General features: G+C 62.9%; 23 protein-coding genes and 1 pseudogene. 12 read left to right on the top strand and 12 right to left on the bottom strand.

The features are described 5' to 3' along the window. Window positions 1-140: 140 nt before the first annotated feature. Window positions 141-719, top strand: coding sequence for a DUF4351 domain-containing protein (locus tag CKO27_RS17640; RefSeq protein ID WP_242470971.1), 579 nt, complete (start codon window positions 141-143; stop codon window positions 717-719). 411 nt (window positions 720-1,130) lie between these two features. Here the strand turns inward: CKO27_RS17640 and CKO27_RS17635 are convergent, their stop codons facing one another. The 6 genes and pseudogenes from CKO27_RS17635 to CKO27_RS17610 all read right to left on the bottom strand — a co-directional run bounded on the left by CKO27_RS17635 (window position 1,131) and on the right by CKO27_RS17610 (window position 9,762). Further along, window positions 1,131-4,202 carry a type I restriction endonuclease subunit R gene (locus tag CKO27_RS17635; RefSeq protein ID WP_200376234.1) on the bottom strand — a complete coding sequence of 1,024 codons (3,072 nt, stop codon included), beginning with the start codon at window positions 4,200-4,202 and terminating at the stop codon, window positions 1,131-1,133. A 62-nt stretch (window positions 4,203-4,264) separates the two neighbouring features. After that, complete coding sequence (locus CKO27_RS17630) at window positions 4,265-4,522, bottom strand: hypothetical protein (protein ID WP_200376233.1); 258 nt, start codon at window positions 4,520-4,522, stop codon at window positions 4,265-4,267. A gap of 22 nt (window positions 4,523-4,544) precedes the next feature. Continuing rightward, window positions 4,545-5,882 carry a restriction endonuclease subunit S gene (locus CKO27_RS17625; protein ID WP_200376232.1) on the bottom strand — a complete coding sequence of 446 codons (1,338 nt, stop codon included), beginning with the start codon at window positions 5,880-5,882 and terminating at the stop codon, window positions 4,545-4,547. Next, window positions 5,879-8,039, bottom strand: a pseudogene (locus CKO27_RS17620) (type I restriction-modification system subunit M). Before CKO27_RS17620 ends, CKO27_RS17625 begins: the two are co-directional and overlap by 4 nt. A 106-nt stretch (window positions 8,040-8,145) precedes the next feature. Further along, window positions 8,146-8,958 carry an undecaprenyl-diphosphate phosphatase gene (locus CKO27_RS17615; RefSeq protein WP_200376231.1) on the bottom strand — a complete coding sequence of 271 codons (813 nt, stop codon included), beginning with the start codon at window positions 8,956-8,958 and terminating at the stop codon, window positions 8,146-8,148. A gap of 54 nt (window positions 8,959-9,012) precedes the next feature. Next, a complete protein-coding gene (locus CKO27_RS17610; RefSeq protein WP_242470970.1) occupies window positions 9,013-9,762 on the bottom strand; it encodes a 4'-phosphopantetheinyl transferase family protein in 750 nt (249 codons plus the stop codon). A 38-nt stretch (window positions 9,763-9,800) separates the two neighbouring features. Here CKO27_RS17610 and CKO27_RS17605 point away from each other — a divergent pair, with 38 nt between their 5' ends. From CKO27_RS17605 to CKO27_RS17590, 4 genes are all read left to right on the top strand, one after another. After that, a complete protein-coding gene (locus tag CKO27_RS17605) occupies window positions 9,801-10,010 on the top strand; it encodes a hypothetical protein (RefSeq protein ID WP_200376230.1) in 210 nt (69 codons plus the stop codon). Between the two features lie 102 nt (window positions 10,011-10,112). Then, window positions 10,113-12,470, top strand: a complete 2,358-nt coding sequence (locus CKO27_RS17600) for a Tex family protein (RefSeq protein WP_200376229.1) — start codon at window positions 10,113-10,115, stop codon at window positions 12,468-12,470. 21 nt (window positions 12,471-12,491) lie between these two features. Further along, on the top strand, window positions 12,492-12,827 hold the full coding sequence (locus CKO27_RS17595; RefSeq protein WP_200376228.1) for an SET domain-containing protein: 336 nt from the start codon (window positions 12,492-12,494) through the stop codon (window positions 12,825-12,827). A gap of 272 nt (window positions 12,828-13,099) precedes the next feature. Beyond that, window positions 13,100-13,456 (top strand): hypothetical protein, encoded by a 357-nt coding sequence (locus CKO27_RS17590; protein WP_200376227.1) that lies wholly within the window; start codon window positions 13,100-13,102, stop codon window positions 13,454-13,456. A 181-nt stretch (window positions 13,457-13,637) separates the two neighbouring features. On the opposite strand, the gene CKO27_RS17585 is transcribed toward CKO27_RS17590, so the two are convergent. The 3 genes from CKO27_RS17585 to CKO27_RS17575 all read right to left on the bottom strand — a co-directional run bounded on the left by CKO27_RS17585 (window position 13,638) and on the right by CKO27_RS17575 (window position 15,727). Then, on the bottom strand, window positions 13,638-14,105 hold the full coding sequence (locus CKO27_RS17585) for an EVE domain-containing protein (protein ID WP_200376226.1): 468 nt from the start codon (window positions 14,103-14,105) through the stop codon (window positions 13,638-13,640). A 322-nt stretch (window positions 14,106-14,427) separates the two neighbouring features. Continuing rightward, window positions 14,428-15,432, bottom strand: a complete 1,005-nt coding sequence (gene rsgA / locus CKO27_RS17580; RefSeq protein WP_200376225.1) for a ribosome small subunit-dependent GTPase A — start codon at window positions 15,430-15,432, stop codon at window positions 14,428-14,430. Between the two features lie 4 nt (window positions 15,433-15,436). Next, a complete protein-coding gene (locus tag CKO27_RS17575; protein ID WP_200376224.1) occupies window positions 15,437-15,727 on the bottom strand; it encodes a c-type cytochrome in 291 nt (96 codons plus the stop codon). Window positions 15,728-15,864: 137 nt separating this feature from the next. Here CKO27_RS17575 and orn point away from each other — a divergent pair, with 137 nt between their 5' ends. After that, complete coding sequence (orn, locus tag CKO27_RS17570; RefSeq protein WP_200376223.1) at window positions 15,865-16,413, top strand: oligoribonuclease; 549 nt, start codon at window positions 15,865-15,867, stop codon at window positions 16,411-16,413. Window positions 16,414-16,866: 453 nt separating this feature from the next. Here orn and queG read toward each other — a convergent pair whose 3' ends face one another. Then, window positions 16,867-17,964 carry a tRNA epoxyqueuosine(34) reductase QueG gene (gene queG, locus CKO27_RS17565; protein ID WP_200376222.1) on the bottom strand — a complete coding sequence of 366 codons (1,098 nt, stop codon included), beginning with the start codon at window positions 17,962-17,964 and terminating at the stop codon, window positions 16,867-16,869. Window positions 17,965-18,261: 297 nt separating this feature from the next. Here queG and CKO27_RS17560 point away from each other — a divergent pair, with 297 nt between their 5' ends. From CKO27_RS17560 to CKO27_RS17540, 5 genes are all read left to right on the top strand, one after another. Beyond that, entirely contained in the window at window positions 18,262-18,459 is a 198-nt protein-coding gene (locus tag CKO27_RS17560; RefSeq protein WP_200376221.1) for a type II toxin-antitoxin system VapB family antitoxin, read from the top strand. Between the two features lie 10 nt (window positions 18,460-18,469). Continuing rightward, window positions 18,470-18,841 (top strand): type II toxin-antitoxin system VapC family toxin, encoded by a 372-nt coding sequence (locus tag CKO27_RS17555; protein WP_200376220.1) that lies wholly within the window; start codon window positions 18,470-18,472, stop codon window positions 18,839-18,841. 163 nt (window positions 18,842-19,004) lie between these two features. Beyond that, window positions 19,005-20,504, top strand: coding sequence for an NAD(P)H-hydrate dehydratase (locus CKO27_RS17550; protein ID WP_200376219.1), 1,500 nt, complete (start codon window positions 19,005-19,007; stop codon window positions 20,502-20,504). A 17-nt stretch (window positions 20,505-20,521) separates the two neighbouring features. Beyond that, window positions 20,522-20,992, top strand: coding sequence for a tRNA (adenosine(37)-N6)-threonylcarbamoyltransferase complex ATPase subunit type 1 TsaE (tsaE, locus tag CKO27_RS17545; RefSeq protein ID WP_200376218.1), 471 nt, complete (start codon window positions 20,522-20,524; stop codon window positions 20,990-20,992). Between the two features lie 151 nt (window positions 20,993-21,143). After that, window positions 21,144-22,547: an N-acetylmuramoyl-L-alanine amidase gene (locus CKO27_RS17540; protein WP_200376217.1), complete on the top strand. Its 1,404-nt coding sequence runs from the start codon at window positions 21,144-21,146 to the stop codon at window positions 22,545-22,547. A gap of 42 nt (window positions 22,548-22,589) precedes the next feature. Here CKO27_RS17540 and folE read toward each other — a convergent pair whose 3' ends face one another. Then, window positions 22,590-23,228: a GTP cyclohydrolase I FolE gene (gene folE, locus CKO27_RS17535; protein WP_200376216.1), complete on the bottom strand. Its 639-nt coding sequence runs from the start codon at window positions 23,226-23,228 to the stop codon at window positions 22,590-22,592. A gap of 226 nt (window positions 23,229-23,454) precedes the next feature. Next, window positions 23,455-24,477, bottom strand: a complete 1,023-nt coding sequence (gene moaA, locus CKO27_RS17530; RefSeq protein WP_200376215.1) for a GTP 3',8-cyclase MoaA — start codon at window positions 24,475-24,477, stop codon at window positions 23,455-23,457. Window positions 24,478-24,675: 198 nt separating this feature from the next. Here moaA and CKO27_RS17525 point away from each other — a divergent pair, with 198 nt between their 5' ends. Continuing rightward, window positions 24,676-25,737, top strand: coding sequence for an extracellular catalytic domain type 1 short-chain-length polyhydroxyalkanoate depolymerase (locus CKO27_RS17525; RefSeq protein ID WP_200376214.1), 1,062 nt, complete (start codon window positions 24,676-24,678; stop codon window positions 25,735-25,737). Window positions 25,738-25,762: the final 25 nt, after the last annotated feature.

The following is a 25,762-nucleotide window of genomic DNA, read 5'->3' as shown; positions in this document are numbered from 1 at the left end:
GCACAGGAAGAGGTCCGTAACCATGGCCACCCGAAGAAACAGCGCTGAGGACACCGATTCCGCAAACCGCATCAGCGGTTGTAACTGTTTGTTTTTAAAAATCGAGAGACTTATCTTAGTGCCATTCCAGTCTGGCTGATTTGATCGAGCCGAACCTACCGGAACAACTGCAACGCTGGCAGCCGCAGATCCGGTATCTGCTGCTCGATGAGCACCGTTATACGGAGGCCGATCTGGCCGGACAGCGGAATCTGGCGGCGGCGCTGTTTCGCTTGGAGAACAGTCGCCAGCCTGAAGACATCGAGCGGGTATTAGCCAGCCTGATCGACTGGTTGACCGCTCCTGAACAGGATGAACTGCGCCGCGCCTTCGTGGTCTGGCTCAAGCGGGTATTGCTCCCGGCGCGCGTGCCCGGCGCAGAGCTTCCCCCTGTCAACGACTTGCAGGAGATGCACGCCATGTTAGCCGAACGAGTGAAGACCTGGACTGAAGAGTGGAAACAGCAAGGGCTTGATCAAGGCCGGTTACAAGGTCGGCTCGAAGGTCGGCTCGAAGGTGAGGCAAAGGTGGTACGCCGTTTATTAATCCGCCGCTTTGGCGCGTTGCCTGCCTGGGTCGATCAACGCCTGGAGCGGGCCAGCGAAGTGGAATTGGATGTTTGGACTGAACGGCTGCTGGACGGTCAGACGCTCGAAGCCGTCTTCAACGACATGAACTGAAGCGGTCAAGCTGGAAACGTCGATAGAACGTCGTCATGTTGATGACGATTTTTCCGGTCTTGCTCCGGTCTGGTGGAGGCCATCTGGTCCAGTTCTGGTCCTGATTTGGCCTTTCAGGTGCCTTGGCAATGCCAGCGATGTCTTTTTCTTTCAAACAGTTAAGGGTCGCTTGGCCCGGATGTTCGTGGGGCTCTTAATCCATCGGTCGTAGGTTCGAATCCTACACGACCCACCAAATTCAAGATCAGAATCAGCCGGTTACGACCGGCTTTTTCTTGCCTCCTCGGTTTTCCCGTGGCCAGTGTGCCAATGCGTCCCTGATCAAATTCAGATTCGCGTCATCAATCCAAATGGCATCACAGCTTTCTTCTACCCCTCGACAAAAGGTAGAGATCGCATCATCTGGCCGCTTTAATTTTCCATTCTTGCTTCATGCGCACGCCTGAAAATTTCCCGTGCAATGTGCTTATGGGCAATTGATCGGAATTCCCTGTCGTTCATCACCCGTGAAAAGATCTCTTCGTTTCCTTCCATGCGGTCGATGAAAAGCTCATCCAGCATCCGCGCCAAAAATGACGAGAAGTTATCGAGATTGTTGGCGCGTGCCGCTTCCATGATTGTGTCGTTTGATTCGGCGCTCGCGCGGATCTGGTCGAAGAAGAGCTGATCCGCGGCGGCAAAGTCGGTGCCAAAGCGCGCATTGAGTGCGTCGACGAGCGTGGACAGTGGAACGGGATCGTCATGGATACCGCCTGTGCCGACATCTGTTGGTCCCTTGAGGGGATAGACTTCTCCCTGGCTGAGATCGATCGAGCCCTCGGTCATTTGCTGCAAGCGGTAGAAACGTAACGCCACTTCGTCGTCCAGCTTGAAGGCTTGCCCGTCTCCTGGCGGTGGCAATTTGGCGATCAGGTTGCGAATGAAGGTGTAGAGCCGCTCAAGCTCGCTGTCCTGATAGGGAATGATCTGAGAGAGAAAGGCGTACAGGTTGCGATAGGCGATCAACTGACCGCGAAAATCATCCTGCTCGGTGTCTTCCCTAGCGAGAAACCGCTCGACCACAGCGTCCAGCACCGCATTCATCACCCGATGATCAGCGGCCGAATGATCACGCTTGCGCCGATACCAAACCTCGGCAAAGGCATTGACATCGTCGGGCGTAAAGATGGCCCATTCCAGCAGCCGATAGTGCAACTCGGACAGTCGGTGCGGGTCGGCGTTTTCACCGATGGGTGTCGTCTCATAGTAAGGCTTGAATGCCTTATGGATGTCGTCCTCTTCGTTGACGAAATCGAGCACGAAGGTACGTGCCTTGCCGGGTGCCACCCGGTTGAGGCGGGACAGGGTCTGTACCGCCTGCACGCCCGCAAGCCGCTTGACCACGTACAGGGTCTGAAGCAAAGGCTGATCGAATCCTGTCTGATACTTGTCCGCGACCAGCAGTACCCGATAGTCGTCGCGCTCGAAGGTCTCGGGCAGCTCGCTTTCCGGCACACCGTTGTTCATCGACGCTTCCGTATAGGAGGAACCGGGATCATCCGGATCCTCGACGGAGCCCGAAAAGGCCACCAGTGAACGGATGCCGCGATAGCCCTGATCCTGGATGTAGCGGTCGAAGGCCAGCTTGTAACGCACCGCCGCCAGCCGCGAGCCGGTGACGACCATCGCCTTGGCGCGCCCGCCCAACTCGTGCATGACGTAAAGCCGGAAGTGCTCCACAATGACCGAAACCACCTGCTCGATATTGACCGGATGCAGTTCCAGGAAGCGCGTCAACGCCTTGGCGGCCTTTTTGCGCGGCACATCAGGATCATTCTCGATCTGCTTGATGAGGCCGAAGAAGCGCTTGTAGGTCGTGTAGTTCTGGAGCACATCCAGGATGAAGCCCTCATCGATGGCCTGCCGCATGCTGTATTCATGGAAGGGCGATGACCCGCTCGGCCCCGGCTCATCGAATAGCGCCTTGGTCTTGAATTTTGGCGTGGCGGTAAAGGCAAAGAAGCTGAGGTTCGGCTGACGCGCGCGTTTCAGCGCGTCACGCAGGATCGCCGCCTTGGTCTCCTCGGTGAGCGCGTCATCTTCTTCGTCCGACAGCTGCGCCGCGATCGCCGCTTCGATTCCGTCCCGGTTCAGCATCCCCTTGAGCGCGGTCGCCGTCTCGCCACTCTGCGAGGAATGGGCCTCGTCCACGATCACCGCAAACCGCTTGCCTGCGGTGTCGATCGTCACCCCCTCGCCCTTACCTTCCAGGGTGGCGAGCGCCCGCGCGATAAAGGGGAACTTCTGAATGGTGGTGATGATGATCGGCGTCTCCTGCGAGAGCGCGCGGGCAAGCTGCTGGGTATTCTCGTCGATCTTTTCGACCACCCCGGTCTTGTGTTCAAACTGGTAGATGGTGTTCTGCAACTGTTGATCCAGCACGCGCCGATCGGTCACCACCACGACCGAATGGAACACCTTTTCATCCTGGTCGTCATGCAGGTTAGCCAGCCGGTGCGCGAGCCATCCGATCGAGTTCGACTTACCCGATCCCGCCGAATGCTGAACCAGATAGTTGTGGCCGGACCCGTGCGCTCGGGCATGCGCGATGAGCTTCCGCACCCCGTCGAGCTGGTGAAAGCGCGGGAAGATCATGGTCTCCCTGCGGATCGTCCGCACGCCCTGATCGGTCTTGACCTGCCTTTCCTTCACCTCCAGATGCATGAAGCGTTGCAGGATATCGAGCAGGCTGTCGGCCTGGAGCACCTCATCCCACAGGTAGTAGGTCTTCCAATTGCCCGCGACCGGCGGATTGCCCGCGCCGTGGTGGTGGCCCCGATTGAAGGGCAGAAAGCCGGTCTCACGGCCCTTCAACGCCGTGGTCATCCACACCTCGTCCGGATCCACGGCGAAATGCACCAGCGCACGCCTCTTGAACGCGAACAAGAGATCGCGACCGTCACGGTCGTTCTCATATTGACGGATCGCATCGGCCGCGCGCTGGCCCGTGAGCGGGTTCTTGAGTTCCGCCGTCACAACGGGCAGCCCGTTCACCGCTAGGGTCACATCGATGATGCAGCGCCGATGCTGACCATCGGCCTGTTTCATCGCCGAGGTGAAGGCCACCTGCCGGGTGATCGTCAGCCGGTTTTTGGCGTAGAGCGCGGCGGCCTCGGGATTCATGCGGGAATTCGGACGGAACCAGGCGAGCCGGAAGGTCTTGCCGTAGCACTTGAAGCCGTGACGCAGGATATGGAGTGTCCCCTTGAGGTCCAGTTCCTTACCGAGACTGTCGAGCACGGTTGTTTCGGTCCGGTCGCGGAGCAGTGCTTCGAGCTGACCCCAGCGGGTCGGTTGGCTGTCCTTCAGAAAGCCGATGACATCCTCGGGGAACAATGCACGCGCTTCGTCATAGTCGCTGGCCGCGCGTTTTGCATAGCCGCCCGCGCCGATCAGTCCGGCTTCAATCGCTGTTTCGAAGTCGCGTTCGGTGTGGGCTGGCATGGCTTGATCCTCCCGTTGATATGGGTATCGGGCTCGATACGCCGATCAGACCGAAAACGGTTTCATAATCCGCGCACCAGTCCGCTCCACATCCCGCTCATTGCGGGGTCGCGTGGGCGGAAAAAGTCCGCGTCTTCGCCGACGTCCGGCATGGCGCGGAGGAGGCGCTTGATGTCATCGCCCGTGGCACGGGCCGTGGGGTTGGCCTCGAAGATGATCGCCACGCGCACGGGTCCAGCCGGAATATCTGGCGGTAGCTGCAAATGGAGGCAATGATCCTGCGGGATCTCGGCGAGGGCTTCGTAATAACGTGTGCTCATGCGGTTTCCTCGTCGGATAGGATCAGTTCAGCTCGGTGATCTGGCCGGTGACGGCGGCAGTGATGAGGGTGGAGCGGTATTCGCCAAGCAAATCGATACTGCGCCGGATTTCCTCTATAACAGCTGCGCTTCCTCTGTCTTGTTCCCTAATGAAACCTGCGATGTCTTTTTGTTCGCTCGCTGGCGGCTTGAGAACAGGAAGAGATTTCGTTCCATCCTGATTGAGAATGCCTAATGTGTTCCCATTTGATGCAACACGAACTTCTTCACGGAAACCATGTAGAAAATAGGCGAGATAGTAAGGATCGTTTGTCTGCTTAATCAGAATTGCATTGATCTGCTGGTTAGCAGAACCGACGTTGGTGCTGACCGCAACTTTCCCCAAAGTCGCGCCAATGCCGACAAGGAAAACAGTAGCTTTTGGGAAGAGTGTCGATACGCCGTCTTCCAAGGCTTCGGAAATGATTTTTCGCGTAGATCCTTGCAATTCTATGTCGTAGCCAAAGTCGCCTGGAGTGAACCAATTGATTTCACCATCCGTAAAATAGTCGGTGGCACCTGAAGGCGGCGTTCGACCCGTCGCCACTTTTCGGGCGATCCGTCGCAAGGGGACTGCCTCCCAATGATATGGAATCTCCCCAAGCCAATCGATGCCGGAGTGTTTCATGGGCGCGTCGGGATTCAGGCCCTTGGTGACAGCGCGGGTGATGAGCGCCTGACGCTTTTCCGCCAACCGGTCCAGAAGCGCGCGCTTCTTCTCGATCAGGGCGTCGATTCTTGCTGTCTTTTCATCCAGGAAGTACGCAATTCGCCGCTGGGTTTCGAGTGGTGGGACGCAAATCTCTAATGATGCGGCATCGCCCTGATAGATCGTTTTGTGCGTGGAACCGTTCGTGATCTGGGCGATCTTGTGTCCCATTGACCGAAACAACCAAAAAAGATAATCAGGTAAAAGCTTTGGTCCGCAGATCCAATTCCAAAAGTCCTGTGTTGTCGCCATTGCTGTCGGCATGATTCCGCTGAATCCAACCGATGCAGTTCGCGACAGAATGACCGTACCTCGTGGTAAAAGCTCTGCCGCTGAATTGAGAAGACCTATTTCGCTAATTTTCTCCTTAGTTTTACCGAGATACTTCCTTGTCCCATCTCGAAGCTGCCAAACATCAGCCAGTGTAAACCACGGAATAGTGCAATCGCCCCAGTACTCTGATGACTGACGGCTTGGCGTATGGCCAGTTCGCATCATTGCGAACCGTCTGATGTTACCTGTCTCCCAATGGGCAGGAATCACCCCGATCCAATCGATACCAGAATGCTTGTAATCCGGCGCAGGAGAACTTGAAGAGAGGGCATTGCTCATATCCTCAACCCCTTCAACAACCCCGCAATCTCGCCTTCAAGCATCGTAATATCCGCTTCGATCTCATCAAGCAGGCGCGGCGGCTTGTAGACATAGAAATGCCGATTGATCGGAATTTCATAGCCGATCTTGGTCTTATCGTAGTCGACCCAGGCATCCGGCACATGGGGCCGCACCTCGCGCTTCATGTAGTCGTCGATGACCGGCTTGAACGCGGCGACCAGCCGATCATTGGGCTTGTCCGGCCCGAAGGCCATCGGGAGCGGAAGGCGCGAGCCCTCGGGCAGCGGGATATTCTCGGTATCGCGCAATTCGCTGTCCGGCTCCGGCTGGCCCTTGGCGTCGCGGCAGATCGCGGCCTCCGGATCGCGCTCGCCCAGTGCCGCGAAGATCGCCTTCTTGACCGGCGCGGCGAGCTTCACGCCGGCCCGCTTGACCGCGCGGCTCATGTCGGCCTCGAACGTGGCCCGGTCCATGTCCTTCCAGCGTCGCCAGCAGGGCGCGGATAGCATCTTGCAGCGCGCGGCCGGCCGCGATCTCGCGCGCGGCGGCGGTATCATCCTTGCGCTTTTTGGAACTGGCGAGGTTGGCAAAGGCGCTCTGATCGTCCAGCCGGGCGATGCGTTCCGGGGTCGCCTCGACATTCAAGCGCAAGGGACGCTCCACCGTGACCTTGAGGAACCCGAACTCCCGGTTCTCGAAGAGGCGCGAGACGACACGGGTTTCGGTCCCGCCGTTGATGGCCACCTCCGCCGTCTCGCCGTCCTGGAAGTGGCCGTAGAGACGGGTCAGGTGACGGATCTGCGCTTCGGTGATTTCGTTGCGCTTGTTGTTCAGGCTCTTCTTCATGCGCTGGAAGAAGCGCGTGCCGTCGATCAGTTGCACCTTACCCTGCCGCTCGGGCGGCTTGCGGTTGGTCACCAACCAGACGTAGGTGAAGATGCCGGTGTTGTAGAAGAGCTGATCCGGCAGGGCGACGATGGCATCGAGCCAGTCGTTCTCGATGATCCAACGGCGGATGTTCGAGGGTCCGGAGCCGGCATCCCCCGAGAACAGGGGCGAGCCGTTGAAGACGATGGCGATCTTGGAGCCTTCGCCGCCGTCCGCGGGCGATGGGTGCATCTTGGACATCATGTGCTGAAGAAAGAGCAGTGACCCATCGTTGATGGCGGGTAGCCCGGCGCCGAAGCGTCCGGCAAAGCCATGTAAGGCGTGCTCGGCTTCGACGACCGTCTTCTGATCCTTCCACTCGACGCCGAAGGGTGGATTGGCGAGCATGAAATGGAACCGCTGGCCCTCGAAGCCGTCACGGGTCTTGCCATCCCCCAGGGTGTCGCCCAGGACGATATTGCCGGTCTCCTCGTCCTTGATCAGCATGTCCGAGCAGCAGATGGCCCAGGATTCGTCGTTGTACTCCTGCCCGAAGAGCGCGAGATGGGCGTCCTCGTTCTGATCGAGGATGAACTTCTCGGATTCCGACAGCATGCCGCCGGTGCCGCAGGTCGGGTCGAAGATGGTCCGGTAGATGCCGGGCGTGTAGACATCGCGCTCGCCGGTGTAGACCAGGTTGGCCATCAACCGGATGACCTCGCGCGGGGTGAAGTGATCCCCGGCCTCTTCGTTGGCCTGTTCGTTAAAGCGCATCACCAGATGCTCGAACAGGTAGCCCATTTGCAGGTTGTCGATGTAGTCCGGGTGCAGATCCTCTTCGGCCATCGCCTTGACGATGGTGAAGAGGCGGTTGCTCGCGTCGAGCTTTTCGATCTGATCGCTGAACTTGAAGCGCTCGAAGATGGCGCGGGCGGTGGGCGAGAAGCCGGTAATGTAGGCGACCAGGTTCGGCGCGATGTTCTCGGGGTCGTGGAGTAGCCGTTTGAAGGTGTAGGGGCTGATGTTGTAGAGCGGGTGCTTGCGCGTCGGGTCGGCGGCGCGTCCCAGCAGCCGTTCCATGGCGCCTTCGGGCATATTCTGCGCTTTGAGCCTCTCGTACTCCTTGAGCACGGCGTCCTTGGTCGGCTCCAGGACGCAATCCAGCCGGCGCAGCACCACCATGGGCAGCATGACGAGCCGGTATTGCGGCGGTCGATAGGGTCCGCGCAGGCGGTTGGCGATTTCCCAGATGTTGCTTTTCAGGCGTTCGTGTATTTGTACGTTCATTCGTTTGCGAGCGGTGAGAGGCTTCCTGGTTTTGGCGACACCCTTGGCTGTCGCGGGTTTTCGCGGTGTCGCGTCCTTCAATCAGGATGGCGGCGCTCACCGCGGATTAGAGAACCAGGAACAGGATGACTCCGCCGAGCAGGAAGCGATAGAGCACGAAGGGCAGCATGCTGATGCGCTCGATGAACTTCAGGAAGAAGTGGATGGTGAGGTAGGCGACGACGAAGGAGACGAAGGCGCCGAGCAGCAGGGCGGTCCAGTCCGTGGGGCCTTCGGCCTTCAGCAGATCCAGGGTTTCCAGTGCGCCGGCCATGAGGATGGTCGGGATGGCGAGCAGGAAGGAGAAGCGCGAGGTCGCGCGGCGGGTGAGTCCGAGCATGAGGCCGGCGGTGATGGTGATGCCGGAGCGCGAGATCCCTGGGACGATGGCGATCGCCTGAAGCAGTCCGATGATGAGGGCGTCCCGCCAGCCGAGCGCGTATTCGTCGCGACTACGCTTGCCGCTCCAGTCCGCCCACCAGAGCAGCAGACCGAACCCGATGGTGGTGCCCGCGATCACCAGGGCGACTAGGGCTTCATCCTCGCGCAGCCATTCCAGCAGCGATTTCAACGGCAATCCGAGCAGCACCACGGGGATGGTCGCGATCAGGATCATCCAGCCCAACCGGGCGTTCGGATCGTCGAAGCGTCGGGTTCCCATTGAGTCGATGACGGCGAGCGCCATGCGGACGATCTCTTGGCGGAAGTAGATCATGACGGCGGCCAGGGTGCCGAGATGCACCGCGACATCGAAGGCCAGGCTCTGAAGCTCGTAGCCGAACAGCAGCGGGGCGAGGATCAGATGGCCGGAGCTGGAGATGGGCAGGAATTCGGTAATGCCTTGAACGAAGGAGAGTAAGAGGATCTGAAGGGTTTCCACGGCGCGGCTCCTGGATGAGAGGCGCGGCAGTATACTCCGCGCGCTCCGAGCCGGTTAGATCCAGTCCAGGTCGTAGGTCAGCCAGTCGGACGGCGGCGGCAGGCGGGCGCGGGCCACGGCGGCGATGTAGCCGGGCTCGGGGATACAGTGCCTGACCTCGGGCGGGGTGGCGCCGGGCAGACGGGGTCGGAACAGTCCGCGTCCGTCGCACTTGGCGTCCGCTTCCAGCGCGGTCCAGGCGCGATGGAAATAGGCCAGACGTTCGGGCTCGGCGGTCTTCTCCAGCGCTTGCGCGACCTCAGGGGCGAACATGCGTCTCGCGACCGCCAGGATATCGACGCGCGGCCGAATCCATTCGCAATCGACGCCCAACTCGGACTCGGGTCCGATTCCTGCGCAGAGTCCGACCAAGGCCAGGTCGCCGGTCGTGGTGAGGTTGAAGAAGACCGAACCGCCGGGGTTGTCAAGATAGGGTTTGCCGGCCGGACCGTACTCGAAGCGCAACGTGGCTGGCGTGCCGCCGAGATAACGCGACAGGATGAGGCGCAAGCCCGCTTGGGCGCGAATATAGCGTTCGCGAAAGGCCGCGTGTCGCATCGCCCCGGCCCGCGCCCGCTGGCGTTCTCCCAGGCCGCTCAGGGCCAACTCCAGTTCCATACCCCGACTGTCGGTGCGGATGCGCCACAGGTGCGGATCGCCCGTCCCGAGGCTTGGCGCCATGGGCGCCGGCTGCCAGTCGATCGGCACGGCCGTTGCGATTTCGCGCCCCGCCGCCTCCGTCAGCGTTTTGACCCCAATCGTCATCGTCTTATACTCTTCGGCCACCAGTGGCGGAGGCGGTTGTGCGGTCCTTGGATGAATCCCCTGTCGAGGCGCGTCTCGAGATCCTGTGCGGCAAGGGCTGCCAACAGGTCAGGCGGGATATCGCCGCGCTGGAATCCGGCGCCGAGCTGCCGGAGACCCGGGGACTGACCCCGGCCGAGCGTCACCGGCTCCTCGCCGAACTCAAGCAGATCATGGCCGTTTACGGCGACGCCTGCCGACTCGATTGAGGCGCAAGCCTACTGGAATCCCCCGCTCGTCCCAAGCTGCCCGGCCGACATCGGCTGCCTCCCGACCCTTATCATTCCCGCATCGCGATCCAACGGACCCCTATGACCAGCATCATCGAGACCATCAGTCAGGAGCTATCCGCCCGCCCATCCCAGGTGGAGGCGGCGGTGCGGCTGCTCGACGAAGGCGCGACCGTGCCCTTCATCGCCCGCTACCGCAAGGAGGCCACCGGCGGTCTCGACGACATCCAGTTGCGCCATCTGGAGGAGCGGCTCGGTTATCTGCGCGAGCTGGGCGAGCGTCGGGTGGCGGTGCTCAAGAGCATCGAGGAACAGGGCAAGCTGACCGACGCGCTCCAGGCCGAGATCCTGGCGGCACAAACCAAGCAGCGACTGGAAGATCTCTATCTGCCCTTCAAGACCAAGCGCCGGACCAAGGCCCAGATCGCCCGCGAGGCCGGTCTGGAGCCGCTGGCCGACGCCATCCTCGCGGATCCGACCCAGGCCCCCGAGGCGCTGGCTGCGGGCTATGTCGATCCGGCCAAGGCCGTTCCCGATCCGGCCGCCGCCCTGGAAGGCGCGCGCCAGATCCTGATGGAGCGCTTCGCCGAGGATCCCGAGCTGACCGGCCGGCTGCGCGACTATCTCTGGGAGCATGGCCTCCTGGTCTCCCAGGTGCTCGCCGGCAAGGAGCAGGAGGGCAACAAGTTCTCGGACTATTTCGACTATCGCGAGGCGATCGCCAAGGTTCCCTCGCACCGCGCCCTGGCGCTGTTTCGCGGCCGCGATCAGGGCGTCCTGAGCCTGGAACTGCTGGCGGGCGAGGGCGAGGATCCGGACGCCATCTGTCGCGGACTGATCGCGGCGCGCTTCGAGGTCCGCCAGCAGGGACGTCCCGGCGACGCCTGGCTGGTCGAGACGGTGCGCAAGGCGTGGCGGATCAAGCTGATGACGCGCCTGGACCTGGAGCTGAAGGGCCGTCTGATGGAGTCGGCCGAGGAGGAGGCGATCCGGGTCTTCGGGCTCAACCTCAAGGCCCTGCTGCTGGCGGCCCCGGCTGGTCGCCTGCCGACCCTGGGGCTGGATCCCGGACTGCGCACCGGCGTCAAGGTCGCGGTGGTGGACGCGACCGGACGGGTCGCGGCGACCGACACCATCTATCCGCACGTCCCCAAGAACCAATGGGACGCCTCCATCGCCCGACTCGCGATCCTGGCCAAGACGCATGAGGTCAAGCTCGTCAGCATCGGCAACGGCACCGCCTCGCGCGAGACCGATCGCCTGGCGCGCGATCTGATCCAGCGTCACCCCGAACTGGGGCTCAAGTCGCTGGTGGTGAGCGAGGCGGGCGCTTCGGTCTATTCGGCCTCCGAGCTGGCCTCCAAGGAACTGCCGGAGTTGGATGTCTCGCTGCGCGGGGCGGTCTCCATCGCGCGCCGCTTGCAGGATCCGCTCGCCGAGCTGGTCAAGATCGAGCCCAAGGCGATCGGGATCGGCCAGTATCAGCACGACGTCAACCAGAGCCGCCTGGCGCGCGCCCTGAACGCCGTGGTCGAGGACTGCGTGAACGCGGTCGGGGTGGATCTCAACACCGCCTCCGTGCCCCTGCTGGCGCAGGTCTCGGGGCTCAATCGCGGTCTGGCCGAGAATATCGTCCAGTTCAGGGAGGCCAACGGTGCCTTCCGCAATCGCAAAAAGCTGATGGCCGTCCCGCGTTTCGGCGACAAGGCGTTTCAGCAAAGCGCCGGTTTCCTGCGCGTCCCCGACAGCGACGAGCCGCTCGACGCCTCGTCGGTGCATCCCGAGGCCTATCCGCTGGTCCGGCGCATCGTCGAGCGTAGCGGGAAGGGTATCCGCGATCTGATCGGCGACACCGCGACCCTGCGTCGGCTGGACCCCAAGAGCTTCACCGACGACCAGTTCGGCCTGCCCACCGTCAAGGACATCCTGGCCGAGTTGGAGAAGCCCGGTCGCGATCCGCGCCCCGAATTCAAGACCGCGCATTTCAGGGATGGCGTGGAAACCCTTAAGGATCTGGAGCTGGGCATGATCCTGGAGGGCACGGTGACCAACGTCACCAACTTCGGCGCCTTCGTCGACATCGGCGTGCATCAGGACGGACTGGTGCACATCTCGGTGCTGGCGGATCGCTTCGTCAAGGATCCGCACGAGGTCGTCAAATCCGGCGATCTGGTCAAGGTCAAGGTGATGGAGATTGATCTGGAGCGCAAACGCATCGCGCTCAGCATGCGGCTGGGCGAGTCGGCTCCCCTGGCGAGCGGGGCGGGGAGACAGGCGCGACCGCCGGCCGAACGGGACGCGCGTCGCACGCCGGCCAAGCCATCGCCCTCGCCGTCGGGGCGTTCCGGTGGGAAGGAGCCGCGACGCGCGCCCGAGGAGCCCGCAGGCGGCCTGGGCGGCGCCCTGGCCGATGCCTTCGCCAAGGCGCGCAAGGGCTAGTCTGGTCGAGCGGTCGAGGCGATGGGTTTATCGGAAAGCTCGGACAGGTTGCGGCGACTGGTTCGGGTCGGGCCATCGCCGATCCATGGGCAAGGCTGTTTCGCCAGGGTTGCCTTGGATCCCGGCGACCACATCGGCACCTTCGAGGGGCCGCTGGTGGATACCGACGGACCCCATGTGCTCTGGGTCTATGACGCCGAGCGCGGAGAGTTGATCGGCCGCGAAGGCCGCAATCCGCTGCGCTGGCTCAATCACGACGAGGATCCGAACGCCGAGTTCGATGGCTTCGAACTCTACGCCCGGCGCTCGATCCTCGTCGGCGAGGAAATCACCATCCAATACAGCGCGGGCGCCTGAGGCCGTGGACGGCCATGGTTGCCCGGCGGATCGATGACGGGGGCATTTGCGGTCAGCCGCCAGCGATCAGCCTCCAGCCGTTGTATGGCCGATGTTTTCGCTTCTTGCGGGCGTCACCCAATAGCTGGCTGCTGGAGGCTGGAAGCTCTTTTTAGGTTGAAAGACCTGACATCGATCCCATCCCGCCTTCTCAAGGTCAGGCGTGACGGATGTTCGGAGGTCTCCGGATATTCGGTAATCGAAGCGAATCAGGCGAGTTCAGGAGCGATCCGATGCAAGAACGTCCAGTGATCAAGACCGCGATTCCGCGACACCGTTACCAGGTGGGCAACCACGCCGCTTCGCTGCTCGGGGAGATCGAGAGCGGCGATGGTCGAACCTATCGTTACATCCTGGCCTTTGTCCCCGCGGGTGGGGTGGAGCCGGTGCTCTATGTCTGCTCCGAGCCGACGCCGCCCGCCGAACGGGCGGACGGCGCCTATCGGCTGCGCGTGGTGGGCGAGTTCATGTCCGACGTGATCGACACGGACGACCGTTGGGGCGACCTCGAAGGCTTCGCCGAGCAGGCGCTCAAACTCGGCGTCCAAATGCTCGGCTTACCCGAGGTCGGGATCGTTAAGCTCATGTGATGGGCTTTAGGTGATTTCCGGGAAAGTCCATACCCAATCTAAAGCTCCGGAAATGGACAGGATTTTTCAAGATTTACAGGATTAAAAACAGAGCCTTATAAATCCTGTCAATCCGGCGAAATCCTGTTAATCCTGTCTATGACGAGGCGGATCGCGGGTACAAGGTTTCCCGGAAATCGCCTTATTCCAATCCCAGGATGAACTCCCACTGTTCCGCGCTGACCGGCATGATGGATAGGCGGTTGCCGTTGCGCACCAGCGGCAGGTCGGCTAGGACGCCATCGGTCAGCGCCTTCAACTCGGCGAGTGGGATAGCGCGCTTGAGATGCCGCGCATAGCGGACGTCGACCAGATACCAGCGCGGATTCTCGGGGTCGCTCTTGGGGTCGAAATACTTGGCCTCGGGGTCGAAGGCGGTGGGGTCGGGACGCGCTTCGCCGGCGATCTCGGCGATGCCGACGATCGCGGGCGTCTCGCAGTTGGAGTGATAGAAGAACACCTGGTCGCCTGGTCGCATCGCGTCGCGCATCATGTTGCGCGCCTGATAGTTGCGGACCCCATCCCAGGGTTCGGTCTGGTTGGGCCGGGAGGCCAGATCCTCGGTGCCGAAGGTGTCCGGCTCGGACTTCATGAGCCAATAGCGCCTCATGCTCATCCCTCTGTTCCGATTTTCTTGCTCAAAGTTGAGCATCGGTGATTCGCGCTCCGTTGATAGGTCACCTGCCCTGCAACTGGAGTCCTGGTTGGACAGTACTCAACCGAATGGCCGGTCAATACCGGCAACACGACCCGTTCGGCGATCAGTACCCGGCTTTCGCCGTAAAAGTCGCCTTGTCGATCATCCTTGGACAAAGGCTTCTTTGCATACCGATCGCCATCGCGGGGCATGGAGCGCAACACGGTCGCGCTATAGACACCTTGTCTATAGGGAAAAATTTTAAACGCGCTTGCGCAAAAAATCGACAACAGTTTTATGCTCTCATTCCACTCAGCAGATTACGGAAGCTGGCGAGCCGTTCGGGCGCGATCCGGCCCTCGCTCACGGCTTCGAGGATGGCGCATTCGGGCTCCTGGTCGTGTCGACAGTCGCCGAAGCGACAGCGTCCCAGATAGGGCTGGAACTCGCGAAAACCCTGTTGGAGTCCCACCCGATCGATCGCCCCGAGCCGGAAGCTGCGCACACCGGGCGAATCGATCAGCGAGCCGTCGCCGCTCAGACGGTAGCAGGTGGCGGCCGAGGTGGTGTGGCGGCCGAGCCCCGTCGCCTTGGAGAGCCGGCCGATCTGGATCTCCTGATCGGGCAGCAGCGCCTTGACCAGCGATGACTTGCCGACGCCGGATTGGCCGACCAGCACGCTGGTCTGCCCGGCCAGGCCGGCGGTCAGTTCGCGGATCGATTCCGGCTCAAGCACACTGATCCAGAAGGTGCGATAGCCGATCGCGGCATAGTGCTGGAAGCGCTGCCGGAAATCCGCCCGCGCCGGCCCCTGGAGCAGGTCCATCTTGTTGCCGACCAGGATGGCCTCGACGCCGATGCCTTCCGCCGCGACCAGATATTGATCCACCAGATAGCCGCTCGGCTCGGGCTCGGGCGCGATCAGGATCGCCAGGCGGGTCAGGTTGGCGGCCAGCGGCTTGTCGTGTCCGTTGAAATCGGGACGGCTCAGGACGCTGGTCCGGGGCAGGATGGCGGTGACGACGCCCTGATCATCGGCGATAGGCTGCCAGACCACCCGGTCGCCGCAGACCGGGTGACCGATGTTCTGGCGCGCCAGACAGTGGACGACGCGCCCCAGTGCGTCCTCCACCGCGAGGTTGGCGCCGTGGCGGACCACCACGCGTCCTTCCTCGGGCTCGGTCTCGGCGTCGAGTTCCGACAGGGCCAGTTCCGGGCGGGTGGCGAGCCGCTCGCGGCGGCGTTCCTGGATGGCTTGAATGCGCTCGATCTGACGCGCGGACAGACGACGCTTGGTCACGAGGTCAGCGCGCGAACTGGTAGTAGTGCTGGTTCAGATAGGTCGCGACATCGGCGATATCCTCATCGAACCATTGGAGACCCAGCGACAGTTCGCAGCGTTGCACCTGCCGTTCGAGTCCCTCCAGCGAGGTCACCTTGCGGTCCTCGCGCGTATAGATCTCGCTGCCGTGGCACTTGATGCAGTGCGCCTGGTAGAGGGTCTCGGCATTCTCGGACGCCTGGACCGGGGTCAGGGCCGCGAGCATCAGGGCGGCGGCGGGCGCGACGGCGCGTGAGTGAAACTTTCGGTTCATGGGCTTGGCTCTGGGTAGGGGGACGTGACGTCATTGTAGGGAAAGCACCCGTCGTCCGCTCGACTCTTGCCTGCGTTAGACTGCGCATCGACCCAGCACCCGGCCGTCTCGCCGGGGCGAATCACGGACATCAGCCCATGAGCAAGAGTGAAAACAATCTGATCTGGATCGACCTGGAGATGACGGGCCTGGATCCCTTCCAGGACCGTATCCTGGAGATCGCCACCATCATCACCGACAGCGATCTGCGGATCCTGGCCGAGGGACCGGTCATGGCGATCCACCAGGAAGACGCGATTCTGGCGGGCATGGACCAATGGAACCGCGAGCATCATGGAAGTTCCGGGTTGATCGAGCGCGTCCGGCTCAGCCCCCATGGGGAACTCGACGCCGAGACGGCCACGCTGGATTTCATCGCGCTCCATGTCCCGGCCGGCGCCTCGCCGCTGTGCGGCAACAGCATTTGCCAGGATCGACGCTTCCTGGCGCGCTTCATGCCCAAGCTGGAAGGCTATTGTCACTATCGCAACCTGGATGTCAGCACCATCAAGATCCTCGCCCAGCGCTGGGCGCCAACGGTCGCGAGCAGTTTCAAGAAGAACGGCCGCCACCTGGCGCTGGAGGATATCCGCGAATCCATCGAGGAATTGCGGCACTACCGCGAGAACTTTCTGCGTGTGAATTGAAGCTCGCCAAGCAAAATACTAGGATTTGCCCATGGACTGAACAGGGTATTGGTTGAAGTCGATTTGGCCGTGACCATCTCGGTGATCGTAGGCGAACGGGCAAGATAACCGGCTTTCAGCGTCGGCAAGCGGATCCTGGATCCTTGAAGGCGATTTTGAATGAACGGTTTTTGTCCATGTTTTTCCTCTCCAACGATCCAATCGAGGTGACTGCCATGTCCGAGGAAATGCTGCGCAAGAACGACCGCCGTGCCTTCTGGTTCGTCGTGGCCATCTGTCTGCTTCCGCTCGTGCCCTACGCCCTGCGCGGCGGCGCCTGATCGGCTAGCCACGCCCACGCTTGATCGCCGCGCACGGTCGGGCTTATAGAATCAGGGCGGAATCGAAGCACCAAGAGACGGGGCCATTGGCTCCGTCTTTTTTTGTCGAAATTCCGATTCGGCTCCGCCTGGTTCAGACCGCCCCGAATCGAACCCCGTTCTGGTGCCGGCGCCGCGCCCATTCGACGTGCTCGCGCACGATCGGGCTTGGGTGGTCGAGCCGTGACTGGAGCGCGGTCGCGATGGCGGGCGAGGTCGGTGCGTTTCCCAGGGCGACCGCCAGATTGCGCAGCCAGCGTTCATGGCCAAGGCGTCGAATCGCCGAACCTTCGGTACGTTTCAGAAACGTCTCCTCGTCCCAGGCGAACAGCTCCAGCAGGGTGGCGGTATCGAGCCCATGGCGCGGCAGGAAGTCGCTTTCCTCCGTGCGCTGGGCGAAGCGGTTCCAGGGACAGACGAGCTGGCAATCGTCGCAGCCGTGGATGTGGTTGCCCATGAGCGGTCGCAATTCCTCGGGGATGGCGCCATGCAGCTCGATGGTCAGATAGGAGATGCAGCGCCGGCCGTCCACCTGATAGGGGGCGACGATGGCGCGCGTGGGGCAGATGTCCAGGCACGCCTGGCAACGGCCGCAGTGGTTGGCCAGCGGCTGGTCGATGGGGAGCGAGAGGTCGGTATAGATCTCGCCGAGGAAGAACCAGGATCCGGCACGCGGATGGATCAGATTGCTGTGCTTGCCGATCCAGCCCAGTCCGGCCTTCTCGGCCAGCGGCTTCTCCATCACGGGCGCCGAGTCGACGAACACCCGATAACCAAAGGGGCCAATGCTGGCGATGATTCGGTCGGCCAGGCGTTGCAGCCGCGCCCGCAGCACCTTATGGTAGTCGCGCCCAAGGGCGTAGCGCGCGACCAGGGCGTTCGCCGGATCCGCGAGCGCTCGTTGCATGGCCGCCTGGGATTCTGGCCGATAATCCATCCGCGCCGAGATGACGCTCAGGGTTCCCGGCACCAGATCCGCCGGACGTGAGCGCCGGGTTCCGTGGCGGGCCATGTACTCCATTTCGCCATGATAGCCATGGCCGAGCCACTCAAGCAGGCGCGACTCGGCGAGCGAGAGATCGGTGTCCGTGATGCCGATCTGCTGGAAGCCCAGCTCGCGTCCCCAGGTCTTGATGAGCGTGGCCAGGGTTTCGCCTGATTCGGGCTGGATGTCGGCGGGCTCGGTAGGCATATTCAGTCGTGGTCGGTGGTTCTATCCGAAAGTGTGGCACAAGCCTCCAGGCACGAAACAGCCGGGCTTTCGCCACGGATCCATCCGCAGGTTGTCTCCGGGATCGGATTGAAAGGATTGGGCCTTTCACTATGCTCTTCTCGGTGCGCCTGAAAATACCTGTTTACGATGCCCTGACAACTGACAACTGACAACTGACAACTGACAACTGACAACTGACAACTGACAACTGACAACGTCCGAAGTGCGCTCCGAGACTCAAGATACAAGGGCGCATCAACTGACAGGAGCCCCGTCATGCGCACCACCATTAATTTGGATGAAGAACTGGTCAGTCAGGCGCAACGCCTGAGTGGTCTGACCGAACGCAACGCGCTGATCCGTGAAGGTCTTAAGGCGCTGATCGAACGCGAGAGCGCCCGCCGGCTGGCCCGCCTGGGCGGTAGCGAGCCCCAGGTCGAGTCGATCCCGCGCCGGCGCCCCGATTCCGCCTGAGTTCTTTGACATGATCCTCGTGGATACCTCGGTCTGGATCGACCATCTGCGCCAGCGCGATCCGATCCTGGTGGATGCCTTGGACGCCGGACGAGTCTTAATGCACCCCTTCGTGATCGGCGAGCTGGCCTGCGGCTGTCTGGCCAACCGCGACGAGGTGTTGGAACTGCTGGCCAGGCTGCCAGCCGCACCGGTCGCGACCGACCCCGAGACACGGCGCTTCATCGATCGTCACCGCCTGATGGGGCGCGGCATCGGCTACATTGATGTCCATCTGCTGGCCGCCACAGCCCTGAGTGGTGACGCCCGCCTATGGACCCGAGACAAGCGACTGACCACCATCGCGGTTGAATTACGGCTGGCGTGGCGGACGACGGGGTAGCCGATGGCGCGGAACACCCGACGTCCTCGCTCTATGCGCAAAGGGTGACGGCATCCACCGGTGGTTTGATAATTCGGTGGCCTGAAAAACAACTGTTTACGATGCCCTGACAACTGACAACGTCCGAAGCCGCCTCGTGTCCCCGGCTGGGAGTTGAATTCCTATGAACCGACCAATGCCGGACAGGGGATGTCTGCCGCACGCCCTCTATCGCGCCGAGCAGGTGCGTCATCTCGATCGCATCGCGATCGAGGAACACGGGATCCCTGGGATCGAGCTGATGAACCGCGCCGGCGCGGTCGCCTATCGGGTGCTCCGCGAACGCTGGCCGAACGCGCGCCGGATCGCGGTTCTGGCCGGGGTTGGAAACAATGGGGGCGATGGCTATGTGGTCGCCCGCCTGGCCAGGGCGAGCGGACTGGGCGCGCGTGTGCTGCAAATCGGCGACCTGGACCGGCCGCGTGGCGACGCGGCGGAAAGTCTGGCCGCCTATCGCGCCGTCGGCGGCGCGGTCGAGCCCTATCAGGGCTTGCCTCGGGATATCGATGTCTATGTCGACGCCCTGCTCGGCATCGGTCTGGAACGACCGGTCGAGGGGCTGTGGGCCGAGGCCATCAAGGCGATTAATAGCCAGTCGGTGCCGGTGCTGGCGCTCGATATCCCCTCCGGACTCCATGCCGACACGGGCCGGGTCATGGGGGTCGCGGTGCGGGCCACTGTCACGGTCACCTTCATCGGGCTCAAGCAGGGGCTCTTCATCGGCGAGGCGGCCGATTACCGGGGCGAGATCCTGTTCAGCGCGCTCGAGATTCCGGCCGTGGTCTATTCACGCGAGATCCTCTCGGTGCGGCGCATCGATTGGACCCAGCAGCGCCGGTCCCTGCCGCCGCGCTCGCGGATCGCCCACAAGGGCGATTTCGGGCACCTGCTGGTCATCGGCGGGGCGCCGGGCCTGTCGGGCGCGGTGCGTCTGGCCGGAGAAGCCGCCTTGCGTTCCGGGGCGGGACTGGTCACGATCGCGACCCATCCGCGCCACGCGGACTGGCTGAATCTGGGCCGCCCGGAGCTGATGGTGACCGGCGTGGAACGCGCCGAGGATCTGGATCCCCTGCTCGAGCGCGCCGATGTGGTGGCGATCGGTCCCGGACTCGGCCGCTCGGATTGGGGGCGCGCGCTCTGGGAACGGGTGCGCGCCTTGTCGATCCCGCTCGTGGTGGACGCGGACGCGCTCAATCTGCTGGCGGAGACAGCGTGCCTGGGCGCGGACTGGATCCTGACGCCGCATCCGGGCGAGGCCGCGCGTCTGCTCGGCGTGACGACGGCCGAGGTCGAGCGTGATCGTCTGGAGGCGGCCAGGCTGTTGTGCGAGCGCTTCGGCGGCGTGGTGGTGCTGAAAGGGTCCGGGACACTGGTCTGGGGATCCTCGCATCGCCCCCCGGCGGTGTGCGGCGACGGCAATCCGGGGATGGCGACGGCCGGTGCCGGGGATGTTCTCACGGGCGTGATCGCGGCGCTGCGCGGACAGGGTCTCGAGGCGGAGGAGGCCGCCTGCGCGGGTGTCAGCCTGCATGCGGCGGCGGGCGACGTGGCGGCCCGTCGGGGCGAGCGGGGGCTGATCGCCAGCGATATCATCGCGGCCTTGCGTGATCTTTCCCTTACCTGACCTGATGGAGAATACGGATGGAGTTATGGCTCCCGACCGAGGAGGCGCAGATCGCGTTCGGCGAACAACTCGCGTGCGCGCTCAAGCCGCCTTGCGTGATCTTTCTGGAGGGTGATCTCGGCACCGGAAAGACGACCCTCGCCCGTGGGATACTGCGCGGACTTGGCCACCAGGGCGCGGTGCGCAGCCCGACCTACACCCTCATCGAACCCTACGAACTGGCGCGGGCGCATCTCTATCACTTCGACCTCTACCGTCTGGACGATCCCGAGGAACTGGAATATCTGGGTCTGCGCGACCTCCTGGGGCGGGAGGCGATCTGGCTCCTGGAGTGGCCCGAGCGTGGCGCCGGTCTGCTGCCCAAGGCCGATCTCCTGATCCGAATGTTCTACCAGGCCGAGGGTCGCTCGCTCAGTCTGACGCCGGTCACGTCTCGTGGAGAGACGATCCTGGCTGAAATTGGGGATTATCCCAGTAGACAGGCGTGAGATTTCGGTGACGGCGTTGTTTGCCCGCGACAAAGCCTGATGAAAGCTTGAGGAATTTAATCTAATTCACGGAATCGGTTTGGAAAGGTTGGCTCGAAGCTGCTATCTTTTCAGTGTCGTTCGCACCCAAGAGAAGCTTCGAGGCGACATCGTGAACAGACTTTTTGTACTCCTTCTGCTACTGATTTCCCTACCTGTCGCTGGGTCTCAGGTGGCGGTCGAGTGTAGTTGGGTCTCGACCGATTCGGGCCGGACGCAGCTGATCCTCGACACCAGTTCGGCCGTACCCCACCAGATCTTCACGCTCGATGGCCCCGATCGGGTGGTGATCGACATCGTCGACGCCAGGCTCGTGGGCGAGTTGCCGGCGGCCAGGGTGGACGATCCGATCCTGGTCGGTGCGCGCGGTGGGGTGCGCGGCGAGCGTGATCTGCGCCTCGTGCTGGATCTCAAGCGCCCGGTCCGGGTCAAGAGCTTCGCCGCCCTCCCCGAGGGGCGCCCGGGGCATCGTCTGGTCGTCGAGTTGATCTCCGGAACGGATGAACTCCCATTGATGCGCGGTCCCCAGTTCAAGCGCATGTCGGGTCGGGAATCTCCGGCCCCGCCTCGCCCCAGCCGGGCACGCATGGCCATCGTCGCCATCGACGCGGGACATGGCGGAGAGGATCCGGGAGCGATCGGTCCGGGTGGTACGCGCGAAAAGGACGCGACCCTGGCCATCGCGCTCAAGCTGGCCCGACTGATCGAAAAGGAGCCGGGGATAGGCGCGGTGATGATCCGCGACGGGGACGATTACATCGCGCTGCGTCAGCGCATCCTCAAGGCGCGCGCGAGCAAGGCGGATCTTTTCGTTTCGATCCACGCCGATGCCTACAACAACCCGGAGGCTCATGGATCGTCCGTTTATACGCTCTCCCAGGTTGGGGCGAGCAGCGAGGCGGCGAGTTGGTTGGCGAGCCGTGAGAACAGCGCCGATCTCATCGGCGGGGTCGATCTTTCGGCCAGTGACGAACTGCTCGCGACCGTGCTGCTCGACATGACCCAGAACGCGACCATCGAGCACAGTACCGAAGCCGCCTCGGCCGTCCTGGGCTACCTGAGGCATGTGGGAGCGGTCCACAAAACCGATGTCCAGCGCGCCGGATTCGTGGTGCTCAAATCCCCCGACATCCCCTCGATCCTGGTCGAGACGGCCTTCATCAGCAACCAGGCCGAGGAGCGGCGTCTCACGAGCAATGCCCATCAGCAACGGGTCGCCCAGGCGATCCTGGCCGGCATCCGGGCCTACTTCAAGAAATATCCCCCACAGGGCTTTCTTACCGCTGATGTCGACGAGGACGGTGGTCGAAACAACAATCCCGCGAAGGCGTTCGGTCGGTCTCCACGGCCTTCCACCAGTGGCTCGCGCGAATACGTGATCAGTCAGGGTGATACCCTGTCAGGCATCGCCAAGCGCCATAGCGTCAGCATCAACTCGCTGAAGGCCGAGAACGGACTGAGCGACAACGATCTCATCCGGGCCGGTCAGGTGCTCTCGATTCCGTCCGATTCCTGATCCCGCTGCGGTTCTCGGTTGCGCGCGGAGGATCGGACCGCCTCAGGTCTTGATGAAGGACATGAACTCGGCGCGGGTGCGCGGATCCTCGTCGAAGGCGCCGCGCATGGCGCTGGTGACGGTGGTGCTGCGCTGCTTCTGGACGCCGCGCATCATCATGCAGGTGTGGCTGGCCTCCATCACCACCGCCACGCCATGGGCGCCGAGATGCTCCATCAGGGCGGCGGCGACCTGATTGGTCAGGCGCTCCTGGACCTGGAGCCGGCGCGCGAAGACATCCACTACGCGCGCGACCTTGCTCAGTCCGACGACCTTGCCATTCGGCAGATAGCCGACGTGGGCATGGCCGAAGAAGGGGAGCATGTGGTGTTCGCACATCGAATAGAACTCGATGTCGCGGATGACGACCATCTCCTTGACGTCTTCCTCGAAGACGGCTCCCTTGATGATGTCCTCGGCGGAAAGATCGTAACCGCTGGTCAGGAAGTCCATCGCCTTGGCCACCCGCAGCGGTGTTCGTCGCAGACCCTCGCGACCGGGATCCTCGCCGATCTCGGCCAGCATGTCGCGCACCAGCGACTCCTTCCTGGCGTCGTAGACCTCTTCGTCCGGCTCGGGCTCGAAACTCGCGGCATAGTGGCTATGGGCGAGCACGTTCGAGCGTTTTGCTTTCTCTGTCATGGTAATACCTCGGCTCCCGTGCGCGCTCGGCGAGGAGCCTGGAGCGCGGCTGTCAACAACATCCATTCAACGTCCATTTGTCAGTGTGGGGTTGGGAGCGGGCCAGCGAAAGGGTGGGCGGGTTGATTGCGCGCGAGCGGCGACGGATCCTGTCCGACCCGCGACTCATCCTCGGGGTCATTCAGCGAAGGAAAAAGGGTTCCTGGCCTGATCCCGCGTTCGGGCATCAGCCTCCCGTCATGTTCATGTAGCGCGGGATGATGGGTTTGGCCGTGAGATCGAACTCATGGCCCAGGGGCTTGAGATCCATGGCCGCGACGATCGCCTGCTGGACCCGCTGGTCATCGGTTGGATTGGCGCGGAGTGCGCGTCTCAGGTCGGCCGAATGCTCCTGACCGAGACAGAGCAGGAGTCGTCCCTCGGCGGTCACCCGGACGCGGTTGCAGTCGGCGCAGAAGTTGTGACTGTGGGGAGAGATGAAACCGACTCGGGTCTTCTCGCCGGCGATGCGGAAATAGCGTGAGGGGCCTCCGGTCGTTTCGGTGGTCGGCCGCAGGTCGAAGGCGTCTTCCAGCACCCGACGGATGGCGTCGCTGGGATAATGGGTCTCGGCGCGGTCATGGTCGCCGATCTGGCCGAGCGGCATCTCCTCGATGAAGCTGATATCGAGGCCGCGATCCAGGGCGAAACGGGTCAGATCCAGTACCTCGTCCTGGTTGCGGTTGCCGAGGATGACGCTGTTGAGCTTGATGCCCGAGAATCCGGCCGCGATGGCGGCCTCGATTCCCGCCAGTGTCTTGTTCAGATCGCCCAGGCGCGTGATGCGTCTGAAGCGCTCTGGCCTTAGGCTGTCGAGACTGATGTTGACGCGGGTGACACCCGCGTCCTTGAGGGATTGGGCGAAGCGATCGAGCTGAGTGCCGTTGGTGGTCAGGGTCAGGTCGTGAATGCCGGGCAGGGCGCCGAGTTGCTCGAACAGCCAGATGGCGTTGCGGCGCACCAGCGGCTCGCCGCCGGTGACGCGGATCTTGGTGACCCCCAGCGCGCCGAAGCAACGGCCGAGCCGTGCGATTTCCTCCAGGGTCAGGAGTTGGCTGCGGGGCAGGAAGCGCATGTCCTCCGCCATGCAGTAGATACAGCGCAGATCGCAACGGTCGGTGATGGACAGGCGGACGTAGGTGATCCGTCGGCCGTGACGATCGATGAGCGCCGGTCTGTCGGCGCCCTGGGCCTTGAGTGAAGGGTTCATGCGGCTCGCTCCTCCGGCTGGCGGTCTGGCGTGCCGCCTGTTTTCGTGACTGGTCGAACTTTACTCTGGCAGGACTGGGCGCGACCGGCAACCCGCGAGCCGCTATAGTTTTGTCGGCCAGACGTCCATCCATGGCGTCGCAGCCCCTGTCTCGAATAGAGGAGACGCGGCGCGTGCGCCCTTGCGGAATCCCAGGTCATGAACGAAACCCTGAAGGCGATGATGTTGGAGGCCGGCCGCCTGACTCGGGAGGGCCGCCTCGCCGAGGCTGCCGCGCTGATCCAGCGTGGACTGGGCGTGGCCGCGAGTGACTGCGATCCGGCCGATTCGCCTGATGTCATCGAGGGCGATTTCGAGGTCGTCGACGAGGCTGGATCGATCGGGGCGCGGTTCATCGGCGGCCACCAGGCCAGCCTTGAGGGTCGACTCGACTACAAGCTCTATGTGCCGGTTCGCGGGGCGTGCGCGCGGTTCGACGAGGCGCGTCCACTGATCCTGATGCTCCATGGTTGCGGACAGGACGCGGATCAGTTCGCCATCCTGACCCGGATGAACGTGATCGCCGATGAAATGGGCTTCCTCGTCCTCTATCCGACCCAGGCTCGCGCGGCCAATGGCGCGGGCTGTTGGAACTGGCCGCTGATCGAGCACCAGAAGCCCGACCAGGGCGAACCGTCACTGCTCGCCGGAATGACGCGGCGGGTGATGGCGAGCCACGGGATCGATCGGCGCCGCGTCTATGTCGCCGGTCTGTCCGCGGGCGGGGTGATGGCAATGACCCTGGCGGCGACCCATCCGGATCTGTTCGCCGCGGTCGGGGTCCATTCCGGACTTCCCCATGCCTCGGCCCAGGATGCCCTCTCGGCCCTGACATGCCTGCGTCAGGGGCCGACGGCGCCAGGCTGCCGTATCCCGCCACGGCCGGCGATCGTTTTTCATGGTGACGCGGACACCACGGTGCATCCCATGAACGCGGTGGGCGTCATCGAGCAGGCCCTCGGCGCGCGGCCGGACGCTAGCGATGGCCGGATCCGGAGCGCCGAGGGGCGTGTTCCGGGCGGATACGCCTATACCCGTACCGACTATCTGGATGCTCGCGGGGCGAGCCGGGCGGAACTCTGGCTGGTTCACGGCGGCGGTCATGGCTGGTTTGGAGGCCATCCCCTGGGCGCCTTCGCGCAACCCTTGGGACCAGACGCCTCGCGTGAGATGGCGCGATTCTTCATGGCTCATCCGAAACCAGAGGAAGGCGGTGACTGAACCGCTTTCCATGGGTCCGGATCGA

The sequence above is a fragment of the Thiocystis violacea genome (assembly GCF_016583575.1).
Classification (GTDB): Bacteria; Pseudomonadota; Gammaproteobacteria; order Chromatiales; family Chromatiaceae; genus Thiocystis; species Thiocystis violacea.
Note: the sequence above shows the minus strand (reverse complement) of the source record. Positions and strands in the feature narration are given on the sequence as shown.